10 protein-coding genes, 1 tRNA gene and 1 rRNA gene are annotated in these 14,395 nt (G+C 42.4%); 10 read left to right on the top strand and 2 right to left on the bottom strand.

All coding sequences use genetic code 11. The features are described from left to right. Window positions 1-132 precede the first annotated feature (132 nt). The 10 genes from Q0V26_RS00060 (at window position 133) to Q0V26_RS00015 (ending at window position 13,433) form a co-directional block, all read left to right on the top strand. A complete protein-coding gene (locus tag Q0V26_RS00060) occupies window positions 133-1,119 on the top strand; it encodes an ABC transporter permease (protein ID WP_297474505.1) in 987 nt (328 codons plus the stop codon). A gap of 2 nt (window positions 1,120-1,121) precedes the next feature. Further along, window positions 1,122-2,150 carry an ABC transporter permease gene (locus Q0V26_RS00055; RefSeq protein ID WP_080158517.1) on the top strand — a complete coding sequence of 343 codons (1,029 nt, stop codon included), beginning with the start codon at window positions 1,122-1,124 and terminating at the stop codon, window positions 2,148-2,150. Continuing rightward, window positions 2,150-3,124 (top strand): ABC transporter ATP-binding protein, encoded by a 975-nt coding sequence (locus tag Q0V26_RS00050; RefSeq protein WP_080158518.1) that lies wholly within the window; start codon window positions 2,150-2,152, stop codon window positions 3,122-3,124. Before Q0V26_RS00055 ends, Q0V26_RS00050 begins: the two co-directional genes overlap by 1 nt. 41 nt (window positions 3,125-3,165) lie before the next feature. After that, window positions 3,166-4,161 carry an ABC transporter ATP-binding protein gene (locus tag Q0V26_RS00045; protein WP_297474501.1) on the top strand — a complete coding sequence of 332 codons (996 nt, stop codon included), beginning with the start codon at window positions 3,166-3,168 and terminating at the stop codon, window positions 4,159-4,161. A 118-nt stretch (window positions 4,162-4,279) separates the two neighbouring features. After that, window positions 4,280-6,016, top strand: a complete 1,737-nt coding sequence (locus Q0V26_RS00040) for a glycoside hydrolase family 9 protein (RefSeq protein WP_297474500.1) — start codon at window positions 4,280-4,282, stop codon at window positions 6,014-6,016. Next, window positions 6,009-6,899: an N-acetylglucosamine kinase gene (locus Q0V26_RS00035; RefSeq protein ID WP_297474498.1), complete on the top strand. Its 891-nt coding sequence runs from the start codon at window positions 6,009-6,011 to the stop codon at window positions 6,897-6,899. Before Q0V26_RS00040 ends, Q0V26_RS00035 begins: the two co-directional genes overlap by 8 nt. A 10-nt stretch (window positions 6,900-6,909) precedes the next feature. Next, a complete protein-coding gene (locus Q0V26_RS00030; protein ID WP_297474496.1) occupies window positions 6,910-8,838 on the top strand; it encodes a beta-N-acetylhexosaminidase in 1,929 nt (642 codons plus the stop codon). Between the two features lie 41 nt (window positions 8,839-8,879). Beyond that, window positions 8,880-11,285, top strand: coding sequence for a N,N'-diacetylchitobiose phosphorylase (locus Q0V26_RS00025; protein WP_297474495.1), 2,406 nt, complete (start codon window positions 8,880-8,882; stop codon window positions 11,283-11,285). Between the two features lie 63 nt (window positions 11,286-11,348). Continuing rightward, window positions 11,349-12,761 (top strand): phosphoglucomutase/phosphomannomutase family protein, encoded by a 1,413-nt coding sequence (locus Q0V26_RS00020; protein WP_297474493.1) that lies wholly within the window; start codon window positions 11,349-11,351, stop codon window positions 12,759-12,761. A 285-nt stretch (window positions 12,762-13,046) separates the two neighbouring features. After that, window positions 13,047-13,433 (top strand): hypothetical protein, encoded by a 387-nt coding sequence (locus Q0V26_RS00015; protein ID WP_297474491.1) that lies wholly within the window; start codon window positions 13,047-13,049, stop codon window positions 13,431-13,433. A gap of 642 nt (window positions 13,434-14,075) precedes the next feature. On the opposite strand, the gene Q0V26_RS00010 is transcribed toward Q0V26_RS00015, so the two are convergent. Both Q0V26_RS00010 and rrf read right to left on the bottom strand, forming a co-directional pair. Beyond that, window positions 14,076-14,152: transfer RNA gene (locus Q0V26_RS00010), tRNA-Asp, on the bottom strand. A gap of 32 nt (window positions 14,153-14,184) precedes the next feature. Next, window positions 14,185-14,300 (bottom strand): 5S ribosomal RNA (rrf, locus tag Q0V26_RS00005). Between the last annotated feature and the right edge of the window lie 95 nt (window positions 14,301-14,395).

The following is a 14,395-nucleotide window of genomic DNA, read 5'->3' as shown; positions in this document are numbered from 1 at the left end:
TGCGGTGCACGCCTTGTGCACCGCCTCTTCCCTCTAATCCTTTTTGCAATCAAAGGTATGGCGTTTTCGTCAGGGGGTTTTACGTCCTGAATTCAGCTCAGGAAGGCAAGCTGGATGTGTAAGGTGTGAGTTATGGGATTCTTTTTACGTCGTTTATCGTTTTATTTTATCGCGTTAATTTTCGCGGCAACGCTAAACTTTATTCTTCCGCGTGCGATGCCAGGTGACCCAGTTACCATGATGTTCGCAAACGCAACTGCACAGGTAACCCCTGAGCGAATTGAAGCCATGAAGAAGCTACTAGGCTTTGTTGATGGTCCTCTTTATGAACAATACTTTTCGTATTTAGCGAACGTATTTACTTGGAACCTTGGCACTTCAATTAAATTTTACCCATTGTCAGTCAATGACTTACTCGGTGGTGCAATTGGTTGGTCACTATTTCTAGCGGGTTCTGCAGTAATTATTTCATTCTGTGTTGGCTCTGTATTTGGTATTTTTGCAGCATGGAAACGTGGCAGTAGCTACGATACTTTCATCTCTCCAGGAATGTTAGTGGTGCAAGCCGTTCCACCCGTTGTAATCGCGATGTTAGTCATGTTTACCTTTGCTATCGGCTTACAGTGGTTCCCTACAGGTAACGCATATACCGCAGGTTTAACGCCGGATTGGAGCAGCTTCGCATTCTATAAAGATGTGCTCTACCATGCCGCCTTACCTCTTTTCTGTGCCACTATTATTCAAATTGGCGGTTTCCTAATTGGCATGCGTAACAACATGATTAACTTGCTAAATGAAGACTACATCACCATGGCAAAAGGAAAAGGCCTGAGTGAAAACCGTGTGGTATTCAACTACGCAGCACGAAATGCAATGCTACCAAGTGTTACCGCACTATCAATGGCGTTAGGTATGGCGATTGGTGGTCAGTTAATTATCGAAATGATTTTCAACTATCCTGGTTTGGGTACGGTGATGCTAAACGCTATTCATTCGCGTGATTACCAAGTACTGCAAGGTCAGTTACTTATTATGACGATGTTTATGTTGTTCTTTAACTTTATGGCCGACATCCTAATCGTTGCGCTAGACCCTCGTCTACGTAAAGGAGGCAAGTAATCATGAAAGGCTTATTTAAATTACTCTCTAGCAACCCTAAAGCAATGTTTGGTCTCGGCATTATTATCATATTCATACTAACAGCGCTATTTGCACCGTTTATTACCCAATATTCACCAGACAAAAGAACCGGTAATCCACATGAATACCCAGCTTTTGTTGTAAAAGCTGCGCAAGATAATCCAGAAGGTTGGATCGCTAAAAACTTGGCAACCAACAAACGTACGTTATTAATGTCAAAAGATGCTGATCACGTACTCGGTACTTCTCGTATGGGTCGTGATATCTGGTCTCAACTTGTTTATGGCGCACGTACATCATTAGCTGTTGGCTTTGGTGCTGGTCTATTAGTGTGTTTCCTAGCAACAATTATCGGTATTTCAGCAGGTTACTTTGGTGGGCGAGTCGATGAATTCCTCACCGCATGTATGAATATCATGTTGGTAATGCCACAACTGCCGATTCTATTTGTTATCGCCGCGTTTGTTGGCCAAGCAGGACCATTAACCATTGCCATTGTAATTGCGGTCACCTCTTGGGCATGGGGCGCACGTGTCGTACGCGCACAAACCCTATCGATTAGAGAAAAAGAATTTGTAAAAGCCGCTGAAGTATTAGGTGAATCGTCTCCTCGTATCATTTTCGTTGAGATTCTTCCTAACCTTATCTCTATCGTTGGTGCGAGCTTTATCGGTTCGGTAATGTATGCGATTAACGTAGAAGCAACGCTTTCATTCTTAGGCCTAGGCGATCCAAATGGCATTAGTTGGGGCGTAATGTTGTACAACGTTCAAACATCATCTTCAATGTTAGTTGGCGCTTGGTGGGAAGTATTAGCACCTTGTATCGCACTGATATTTATCGCAATTGGCCTTGCTATGTTGAACTTCGCAGTCGATGAAATTGCGAACCCACAGTTACGTTCACATAAAGGCATGCGTCGTTGGAAAAACCTGGCAAAAGAAACAGCAAAACAAGCACAACCGGTTGAAGCTATCCCTCAACCAGCACTAGAAGGCGGGACTAAATAATGACCGATCCACAAATCTCAATTCGTAATTTATGTGTTGATTATATTACTGATGCTGGCGATGTCCGTGCAGTTAATAATGTTAGCTTTGATATTGGTAAGGGTGAAGTTTTTGGTCTAGCCGGTGAGTCAGGCTGTGGTAAATCAACCGTTGCATTTTCACTGATGCGTCTACATAAGCCACCAGCATTCATTACCGGTGGTGAGGTAATCTTTGACGGTCATGGTGATATTTTGAAGAAAACGGATATGGCAATGTCAGCCTTCCGTTGGAGCGAAATGTCAATGGTATTCCAAAGTGCGATGAATGCCTTGAACCCTGTATTAACCATGGAAGAGCAATTTTGTGATGTGATCATGCGTCACACCACCATGAACCGTAAGCAAGCGATTCGCCGTGCTGAAGGATTATTAGAGATTGTTGATATTCACCCAAGTCGTTTACGTGATTATCCACACCAGTTTTCAGGCGGTATGCGTCAACGTTTAGTTATCGCAATTGCACTGGCGCTAAATCCAAAAATGATCATCATGGATGAGCCAACAACCGCACTTGATGTAGTGGTTCAACGTGAAATTCTACAAAAAATTTATGCATTAAAAGAAGAATTTGGCTTCTCAATTTTATTTATTACTCATGATTTATCACTGATGGTCGAGTTCTCTGATCGTATCGGCATCATGTACTCAGGGGAATTAATTGAAGTTGCACCATCAAAACAAATTCTTGAAACACCGTACCACCCATACACCGAAGGCTTGGGAAGTTCATTCCCGCCATTAACAGGCCCTAAAACACGTTTAACAGGCATTCCAGGTAATCCATTGAATTTACTTGAAATACCACAAGGTTGTCGCTTTCAAGCTCGCTGTGGAAAAACCCACCCAGCGTGTTTCAGTACGCCAACTCAGTTAAGCCAGATTGAACCAGGACGTTTATCAAACTGCCACCTATTTACCAATACAGGTAACTAGCAGCAACACATCGCATTTATAGGCAGTATTTAGGAGACACTATGAGCAAGCCTGTTGGAACACCGATTGTCGAAGGTAAAAATCTAATTAAAGATTTTTCGGTAAACAGTAACTCACTTAAAAAATCAAAGATGCGTGCAATTAACGACGTATCTTTCAAAATGTACAAAAGCCGTGGCTTAGCCGTGGTTGGCGAATCAGGTTCAGGTAAATCAACTACCGCAAAAATGATCGCTAAAATGTATGCGCCAAGTGGCGGCCACATTGAATATTACGGGCGCGACATTCAGACCATCACCAGCCGTGATGATGTGATGAAATACCGTCAAGGGGTACAAATGGTATGGCAAGATCCGTTTGGATCATTAAACCCTACTCATACTATTTTTCATCATATAGCGCGCCCATTACTGATCCACAACAAAGTGCCATCGGGTAATAAAAAAGAACTTGAAGAGACGGTATACAACCTTCTTGAGCAAGTGGGCCTCATTCCACCAAAAGCCACCGCAGCAAAATTTCCGCACCAGCTTTCAGGCGGCCAACGTCAACGTGTCAACTTAGCCCGCAACATTGCCGTTGGCGCTGAGGTGGTACTAGCCGATGAACCAACCTCAATGCTTGATGTTTCAATCCGTGCTGGTGTTCTTAACCTAATGGAAGAGATGAAATTTGAGCGTGAAATGGCGCTACTTTACATCACGCACGATATCGCAACAGCACGTTATATCGCTGAAGATCTTGCAGTTATGTACGTTGGTCACATGGTTGAGTGGGGCGATACTGAACAAATTATCCATAATCCACAACACCCATATACCCAATTATTAGTTTCAGCAGTACCCGATCCAAGTAAATCAATTCACACCAAGCTAAAAGGTAATAAAGGTGAAATTCCATTATGGACACCTGAAAGCTTTGGTTGTCCATTTGCGGGTCGTTGTATGCAAGTAACCGACAAATGTCGCGAAAAATTACCTGAAGTAACCCAGTTATCTGATAACCACTTTGTTCGTTGTTACTTATACGAAAACTAATAGACAAAATTAAGCACTAATAACACTTTTTCTTTTCTATCCATATTATTTGTCGCACCAGCCGTTCAGTGATGGTTCCCATAAGGAGCCATCACTTATTAGCGACATTGGAGGCCCTATGCAGCTGTTAATTAATCACCTTGGTTATGAGTGCTTTAATACAAAGCAAGCATTACTACAAACAACATCACAAACACTGTCAGGCCAAGCCGAATTAGTGTGCAATCATACTAACCAAACTATTATGCAGTTGCCATTAACTGCATGTGGCACCACCGCACAATGGCATACGGGCAATATTTACCAAATTGATTTTTCTGCTTGCCAAAAAGCAGGCGATTACCGTATTCGTTACGCCAATATTGAAACACCTGTTTTCAGCATTGCTGAAGGCCTATTAATGCAACGTACTTTCAGTGATGTTCTACACTATTTCAAATCACAACGTTGTAGCGGCATTTATGATCATGCCGACAGCCAAGCGCAATTACTCAATAGCGAGACTCTCGTTGATGTTCGTGGTGGTTGGTATGATGCGTCAGGTGATGTCAGTAAATATTTAAGTCACCTTTCTTACGCTAATTATCTCAATCCTCAGCAGACACCAATGATTGTTTGGAACATGCTCAAAGCTTATGAAATTGCAGAAGATCAAGCTGATATTGCTGATTTCACTCGGGTACGTTTATTAGAAGAAGCATTATTTGGCGCAGACTTTTTAATACGTATGCAAAGTGATGGCGGCTTCTTTTACATGACGGTGTTTGATAAATGGAGCAAGTCGCCAGCACAACGTGATATCTGCGCCTATGCAACCCAAGATGGCATCAAAACTGATGACTATCAAGCAGGTTTTCGTCAAGGTGGTGGTATTGCTATTGCCGCTTTAGCTGCCTCTGCTCGTATAACAACCTTACCATCTTGCAGTCGTATTCCTCATAGCGACAACGTGCAGAATGAGTCATATCTGCAAGCAGCAGAACGTGGCTATTGGCACTTAAAACAACACAATATTAACTACCTCAACGATGGTACTGAAAATATCATTGATGAATACTGCGCTTTATTAGCCGCAGTAGAGCTTTATCGCGCTACCCATCAGCAGCGTTACTTAACTGAAATGCGTGAGTGGGCGCAGCGCTTAAGCAATCGTCAAATGTCTGATGCCAATATTAACGATTATTGGTCAGCAACCGCAGATGGTAGCCGCCCTTATTTCCATGCGGCAGAAGCAGGCTTACCCGCGATTGCCTTAATGCAATATTTAGCCGCAGAGCCAGAAACAAAACAGCAGCAACAGTTACATCCAGTTCTGGTGAATACGCTTAATTTTGAATTAACGTTAACGACTGAAGTTAATAATCCATTTGGTTATCCACGCCAATATACCAAAGCTGTTAATGGTGATAAGCAAACAGCATTCTTTGTCGCTCATAACAATGAATCAGGTTATTGGTGGCAAGGTGAAAATGCCCGCATTGCCTCACTCGCGAGCATGGCTTATATGGCACAAGATCACCTCACCGATCCTAAATTAAAACAGCATCTAATGGACTATGGCCAACAGTTAATGAATTGGATTTTAGGCTTAAATCCTTTTGATATGTGCATGTTAGACGGCCATGGTCACAATAACCCTGATTACCTTCCACAACTTGGTTTTAGCAATGCTAAAGGCGGAGTGTGTAATGGCATCACATCCGGCTTTGAAAATGAACAAGATATTGCCTTTAATCCAGCAGCACAAAAAGATGACATGTTGCAAAACTGGCGTTGGGGAGAGCAATGGATCCCTCATGGTGGTTGGTATTTATTAGCCACTGCGCTGCAATTTAAGGAACGTCACCATGGCTAATTTCCCTTATCGTTATCTCGTGGGTATTGATGGTGGTGGCACGTCTTGTCGCGCTCGTATTTGTGATTTAGATGGCAATATTTTAGGTGAAGCCAAAACGGGTAGCGCTAATATTTTGCTTGGTAGTGACATTGCCATGGCATCAATTCAACAAGCCATTACTCTTGCGGCCCAACAAGCACAATTAACCTCAGCTGACTATTCTGCAATGACGGTTGGATTAGCACTTGCTGGCGCAGAACAACAACAAGCATGGCATGCTTTTATGCAACAACCTCACCCTTATGGTGCAATCACATTAAATACTGATGCTTATGGTGCTTGTTTAGGTGCTTGGGGCGGTAAAGATGGTGCGATTTTAATTTCAGGAACAGGCTCTTGCGGCATTTTACTACTTAACGGTAAGCAACATGTTGTCGGCGGACGTGAATTTCCTATTTCAGACCAAGGCAGTGGCGCAGTGATGGGGCTGCACTTAATTCAGCAAGTGCTACTCAGTGTCGATGGTATCGTGCCGAAAACAGAACTGGCTCATCATGTATTAACCCATTTCGATCATGATATTGATGCCATTGTTAGTTGGTCAAAAACCGCTCGGCCTTGTGATTATGGTCAATTCTCACCGGCTATTTTTACGTTTGCCGAACGCAACGATCCACTTGCTATCTCATTACTGCAACAGACAGCCGCTGATATTGAAATGTGGATGCAAGCATTGATATTACGTGGTGCACACAACATTTGCCTAATGGGGGGGATTGGTGAACGTATTCAAGCATGGCTAACACCACCAATGCAACATCGTCTAGCAACACCTCAGGGTGATGCCATGGATGGTGCTATTGCAATGGCGCGCGGCAATCACAACCTATTTGTACGTTAAGGAAACATAAATGACTTATCGTCTTGATTTTACAGTAATAGAAAAAGCGAAAGGCTATTGCCGCTATGCGTTAAGTTTACATAACTTAACCGATCAGGCATTGCACGGATGGTCATTGTATTTTTTTATAAGCCGCTGCATTGATCCCGCTTCAGTCTCGGTGGGAACGATTAGCCAAATGGGTAGCTACAGTTGCCTATCACAATTACCGCCGTTAGAGGCTAATGGGCACTTTTACACTGAATTTACCATGAGAACCATGCCATTTAATCTTCATGATGATGGTATTCGTGAAGCCTTTATTGCTTTGGGTAATGACCAACATCAGATTGCGCCATTAAAAGTTTACACCACCGCAATTAATTTAGATCAAGAGTCGATCGAGCGTTACTGTACCCCATTACCTAACGTCGGTTGTGATATTGCATTAATTCCACAACCGAACCAGTTAACTCGTCTTCACGGTGAATTTGTTTTTAATCAAACAACTGCAATTGAAACGCCACCAGCTTTAGCGCAAGGGGCTATCAATTGGTTAAGTACTGAATGTAAAAAACATTTTAATGAAACAATGCCAATTCACCCTCAGGGGAATATTCATTATCACGTTAGCAATGACATTATCGAACACGGTTATCAGTTATTGATTGAAAGCGATAATATTTGGATTCAAGCCAGCTCTGCAACAGGGTTTGTGCATGCGACCTCAACGTTATTACAATTATTACCTAATAGTCCAAGTCATGTGGCTAATGCGACTTATTGCGTACCAATGGTAGAAATTACCGATCAACCACATTATGGCTACCGCGGCATGATGCTTGACTGTGGACGTCATTTTCACCCCGTCGATCGTATTAAACATCTATTAGATCATCTAGCACGCTATAAATTTAATACTTTCCATTGGCATCTAACCGATGATGAAGGTTGGCGCATTGAAATTGATGCCTACCCTCAATTAACTGAAATTGGTGCCTGGCGTGGTCCAAATGAAGTTATCGTGCCACAATTTAGTCATATTGATCAACGTTATGGTGGTTTCTATACCAAGCAAGACATTCGTGATGTTATTGCTTACGCCAGCGATCGCGGTATCACTATTATTCCTGAAATTGATATGCCAGGTCACTGCCGCGCCGCCATTTTATCCTTGCCTGAACTATTAAAAGATCCCGATGATCATTCGGTATATCGCAGCATTCAAAACTACCCTGACAATGTTTTATCACCAGCATTAGCCGGAACTTACACCTTTATTCAAACAGTATTGGATGAAATTTGTGCTCTATTCCCTGCTCCATTTGTACATATTGGCGCAGATGAAGTACCAAAAGGTGTGTGGTCTGACAGTGTGGCTTGCCAACAATTAATGGCAGACAACAACTACCACGATCCAATGGAACTTCAAGGCCATATATTACGTTTTGCTGAGCAAGTATTACGTGATAAGGGCAAACGAATGATGGGTTGGGAAGAAGCCACCCATGGCAATAAAGTCAGTAAAAACACCGTGATTTTTTCTTGGCTTAGCGAAGAAGCGGGGCTTGAATGCGTCAAAAATGGGTTTGATGTCGTAATGCAACCTGCGCAATCTACCTACCTCGACCTTGCTCAAGGTTACTCTGCAGATGAAGCAGGTGTCGATTGGGCTGGCAAGTTAACCTTAGATAAAGTTTACAATTATCACCCACTTAGCATGATCGCTTCGGAAAATTCTGAGCGACAGCACATTTTAGGCATTCAAACGGCACTTTGGTCAGAATTAATAAATAACCAAAGCCGATTTGAATATATGATTTATCCGCGCTTACTAGCGGTATCGGAGATCTGCTGGAGCACACCACAACATCGTAACTGGGATGACTTTAAAGCTCGCTTAAAAGGTCAACTTAACTATCTAGACAAGGCGGGCATTAATTACCGCCACTGTGAATAACCACGCACACAGTAAAGTGAATATTTTAAGGATTAGAAATAATGAAATACGGTTATTTTGACAACGACAACAGAGAGTACGTTATCACTCGACCTGATGTCCCAGCACCATGGACCAACTATCTTGGTACTGAAAAGTTCTGCACAGTGATTTCACAAAATGCGGGTGGTTACTCTTTCTATAAGTCACCAGAATACAATCGTGTGACCAAGTTCCGTCCTAACGCGACATTTGATCGCCCTGGACACTATGTTTACCTACGCGATGATGCAACGGGTGATTACTGGTCTATTTCATGGCAGCCAGTAGCAAAAAGTCTTGATGAAGCAAAATATGAAGTGCGTCACGGCTTGTCATACTCAAAATTTGCATGTGAGTACAACGGTATTGCTGCACAGAAAACACTCTTTGTACCGATTGGTGAAGATGCTGAAATTTGGGATGTTGTACTAAAAAACACCACTGATGAAGTGCGTACAATTAGCGCATTCTCTTTTGTTGAATTCTCGTTTAGTCACATTCAATCTGACAACCAAAACCACCAGATGAGTCTTTACTCTGCAGGTACATCTTATGAAGATGGCGTGATTGAGTACGACTTATATTACAACACCAAAGAAAAAGAAGGTTACTACTACCTAGCATCAAGCTTTGCCCCTGATAGCTATGATGGTCAGCGTGATACTTTTATCGGTGCATACCGTGATGAATCAAACCCAATTGCGGTTGAAAAAGGCCGTTGTTCTAATCACGTGCAAACCTGTTACAACCATTGTGGTTCTCTACACAAACAATTCACCCTTCAACCGGGTGAAGAAGTGCGCTTTAACTACATTCTAGGTATTGGTAAAAACGAAGGCCAACGTCTACGTCAAAAATACCAAGATAGCGCTGCCGTTGATGCTGCATTTGCAGAAATCAAACACCATTGGGAAAGCCGTTGTAATAAATTTAAAGTCACGTCGCCAAACGAAGGCTTAGACACCATGATCAACACTTGGACGCTATACCAAGCAGAAACGTGTGTTGTATGGTCACGTTTTGCTTCGTTTATCGAAGTGGGCGGGCGTACAGGTCTTGGTTACCGTGATACAGCTCAAGATGCGATCTCAGTACCACATTCAAACCCAGCAATGACACGTAAGCGCTTAGTTGATCTGCTTCGTGGCCAAGTTAAAGCGGGTTACGGTTTACACCTGTTTGATCCTGATTGGTTCGATCCAGAAATGGCCGATGTTAAGCCATCAAAATCGCCAACAGTTGTTCCAACCCCAAGTGATGCCGATAAGATCCACGGTATTGATGATACGTGTTCAGATGACCACCTATGGTTAGTCCCTACTATCTGTAAGTACGTGACAGAAACTGGCGAAGAAAGCTTCCTTGATGAAGTGATCCCATACGCTGATGGTGGTAATGCAACTGTTTATGATCACATGAAAGCAGCACTTGATTTCTCCGCTAAATATGTTGGCCAAACCGGTATCTGTAAAGGTCTACGCGCCGATTGGAATGACTGCCTAAACTTAGGTGGCGGTGAATCAGCAATGGTCTCGTTCCTTCACTTCTGGGCACTACAAGAATTTATTCAACTGGCTAAATACCAAGGTAAAACAGCCGATATTGAAAAATACACTGAAATGGCTGCCAATGTTCGTGAAGCCTGTGAAACCCATTTATGGGATGACGAAGGTGGCTGGTACATTCGTGGTTTAACCAAAAATGGCGACAAGATAGGTACCGCGCAACAAACTGAAGGTCGTATTCACCTTGAGTCAAATACTCTTGCTGTTCTATCAGGTATGGCATCACAAGATCGTGGTGAACAAGCAATGGATGCGGTTGATGAAAATCTTTATTCAGAGTTTGGCTTACACCTCAATGCACCCTCATTCTCAACCCCTAACGACGACATTGGTTTTGTAACCCGTGTATACCAAGGCGTTAAAGAAAATGGCGCTATCTTCTCACATCCAAACCCTTGGGCATGGGTAGCAGAAGCAAAACTAGGCCGTGGCGACCGTGCAATGAAGTTCTATGATGCACTTAACCCATACAACCAAAACGACATGATTGAAACACGCCTAGCTGAACCTTATTCTTACGTGCAATTTATCATGGGCCGCGATCACCAAGATCATGGTCGTGCCAACCATCCATGGTTAACAGGTACGTCTGGTTGGGCTTACTTTGCCGTGACTAACTTTATTCTAGGTATTCAAACAGGCTTTGATGGTTTAACTATTAATCCATGTATTCCAACTGAATGGCCAGGATTTGAAGTAACGCGTGAGTGGCGAGGGGCAACATACACAATTAATGTTACTAACCCAGATCATGTCAGCAAGGGGATTAAATCTATCACGCTTAACGGTCAGTCAGTCGAAGGTGCAATAGCGCCCCAAGCTGAAGGTTCTGTGAATACTGTTATGGTCGTAATGGGCTAATCACTTTTCGGGGAGTGGATTTACTCCCCTATTTTATTTTGCGAGAGAAATAGGAGTTCCTCCATGATTCAATTTGGAACCGGTGGTTGGCGTGCCTTTATTGGCGAAGAGTTCACTCAAGCTAATGTACGTTTAGTAGCACAAGCTATTGCTAACATCATGATCACAGAATCAGTAACAGAAAATGGTTTTATTATCGGCTATGACCGTCGCTTTTTATCAGATAAAGCCGCGACATGGTTTGCTGAAGTATTAGCAGGAAACAATATCAAATGTAGCTTTATCAACCGCTTTGTACCAACACCCATTGTTATGTTTAAAGCCAAACAAACAGGTGCAACTTACTCTGCTTGTATTACTGCCTCGCATAACCCTGCGGACTATAACGGCATTAAAGTCTTTATCGAAGGCGGTCGAGATGCTGATGAAATTATTACTCAAAAAATTGAACAACAAATTTCAGTATTAACCGTAGCCGATATTAAACATGTCGATTTCGAACAAGCTCAACGTGATCAATTAATTGAAATCATCAATCCAATGAACGAGTTCGTTGACTCGGTCATTTCTTTACTTGATTTAGACGCAATTAAAAAAGCTAACCTACGCGTTCTTATTGACCCTATGTTTGGTGTGGCAAAAAATGCCTTACAAACCGTATTGATCACTGGTCGTTGTGATGTTGATGTTATCAACGATGGTGAAAATCCAGGCTTTGGCGGCCTAATGCCATCACCAAGTGCGGCAACGCTTTACCGCCTTAAACATTTAGTGGCTCAAGAAGGTTATGATATTGGTATCGGTACTGATGGCGATGCCGACCGTTTAGGTATCATTGATGAAAAAGGTAACTTTATTCATCCTAATGAAGTGCTATTACTGCTGTATTACTACCTACTTGAATACAAAGGCTGGAAAGGCTCTGTAGTACGTAATATCGCAACCACTCACCTTCTTGATAAAGTCGCTGCAGCTTATGGCGAAAAATCCTTTGAAGTACCGGTTGGCTTTAAGCATATCAGTTCTCAAATGGAAGCTGATGACTCATTACTTGGCGGTGAAAGCTCTGGTGGCCTCACTATTCGTGGCCATATCAAGGGTAAAGATGGCATTTTCGCATCGAGCCTATTAGTTGAAATGATCAGCTCAACCGGTAAAAAATTATCTGAGCTATTAGATGAAATCTATAGCCGTTTTGGTTATGCCTATACCGCCGAAGGTGACTGTACCTTTAAAGCCGCAGAGCGTGAACGTCTTTATAATAAAATTTATATCGAAAAATCACTGCCTGAATTTGATTATGACATCGAAAAAGTCAGTTACGCCGATGGTGCCAAGGTTTACTTTAAAAATGGTGGCTGGGCGATAGCGCGTTTCTCTGGCACAGAGCCTTTACTGCGTTTATTTGTAGAAATGGAAGATCAAACTCAAGCAGAAGCAGTTTTACTGCAATTTAAACAATTTCTTTCGGTATAACAGTTAGTTATTTTCATTGCTAAGTCCTAGTAACACGCCTTATAGCTGTTACATTGTGCAGATCAGTTGTTATGATCTTTGCCACAGGGTAGTCTTTTGACTACCCTTTTCTTTGTTACAACGTTGTTGAAAGCCTCCAATTAACAATAACCAATCATTGGTCACAAACCACACTATTGATATTATCAATTAATCAAAAAACGCATCACGTCACATACAATTAGCTAATTAAGGTCCATGCTTATCTCAACAAATAAAACTTTCTGCGTAAGGTAAGGAGTTGTTATGAAAAAGGCCATCATTGCTGTCACTATGATCGCGCTCGCCATGTTATTTAGCGAACATTTTCATTCATTCTCAGTTGGGTTTACACTGGCGATTGTTGCTGTCAGTTGTAGCTATTTAATTGCTTACCAAGCTATTCGTCGACCACAATATGCGATGAGTTTTTTAGTTGTTGCCGCATTGACGAAACTCGCTATTACAGTTACAGGTGTTATTTGGGTCTTTTCTGCCAAAATAATCCATTCACCGCTAACATTCCTTATCGCTTATGCCCTTTTCTCTGTCGTTATTACTTATTTTGTTTCACGTTATCGTGCACGTCGCCGAGATATTAGTGACCAACAGCAACATGAAATCTTTCACACTGGCTTCTATGAATTGAAGTAGTTTTCTACAGACGAAAAAAAACCTGAATTGTTAGATTCAGGTTTCTTCAGTAATGTGAAGTGGACGGGACTTGCCATGACTAGCATTACAACCAGAGCATCAGCGCGGCCATTTTCCATCAAATAATAGTCGTGACTGGCCGCTAAGCTTCCCAATAAAAAACCTAACCAACTGAACTACCACTCCACAGTGTCTATTCTGCATCATCTTACTTTTATACAGACGAAAAAAAACCTGAATCGTTAGATTCAGGTTTCTTCAATAATGTGAAGTGGACGGGACTTGCCATTCCGAAAATCAGCGCGCCCTCGGCGTGACTGGCCGCTAAGCTTCCCAATAAAAAGCCTAACCAACTGAACTACCACACGATCGTTATCATTTCCTACAGACAAAAAAAACCTGAATCATTAAATTCAGGTTTCTTTAATAATGTGAAGTGGACGGAACTTGCCATGACTAGCATTACAACCAGAGCATCAGCGCGGCTATTTTCCATCAAATAATAGTCGTGACTGGCCGCTAAGCTTCTCAATAAAAAGTCGAACCAACTGAACTACCACTCCGCAGTGTCTATTCTGCATCATCTTACTTTTATACAGACGAAAAAAAACCTGAATCGTTAGATTCAGGCTTCTTCAATAATGGCGGAGTGGACGGGACTCGAACCCGCGACCCCCGGCGTGACAGGCCGGTATTCTAACCAACTGAACTACCACTCCGCAGTGTCTATTCAGCATTTAAGCAATTTGAAACTTAGCAATGTCCTACTCTCACATGGGGAGACCCCACACTACCATCGGCGCTACAACGTTTCACTTCTGAGTTCGGCATGGGATCAGGTGGTACCGCTGCGCTATGGTTGCTAAGTAAATTCTGTGTCTATTACTGTTAAATTAATAACAATAATATAAATTTGAGCCTGGCGATGTCCTACTCTCACATGGGGAGACCCCACACTACCA

Source organism: uncultured Photobacterium sp. (genome assembly GCF_947039875.1).
Classification (GTDB): domain Bacteria; phylum Pseudomonadota; class Gammaproteobacteria; order Enterobacterales; family Vibrionaceae; genus Photobacterium.
Note: the sequence above shows the minus strand (reverse complement) of the source record. Positions and strands in the feature narration are given on the sequence as shown.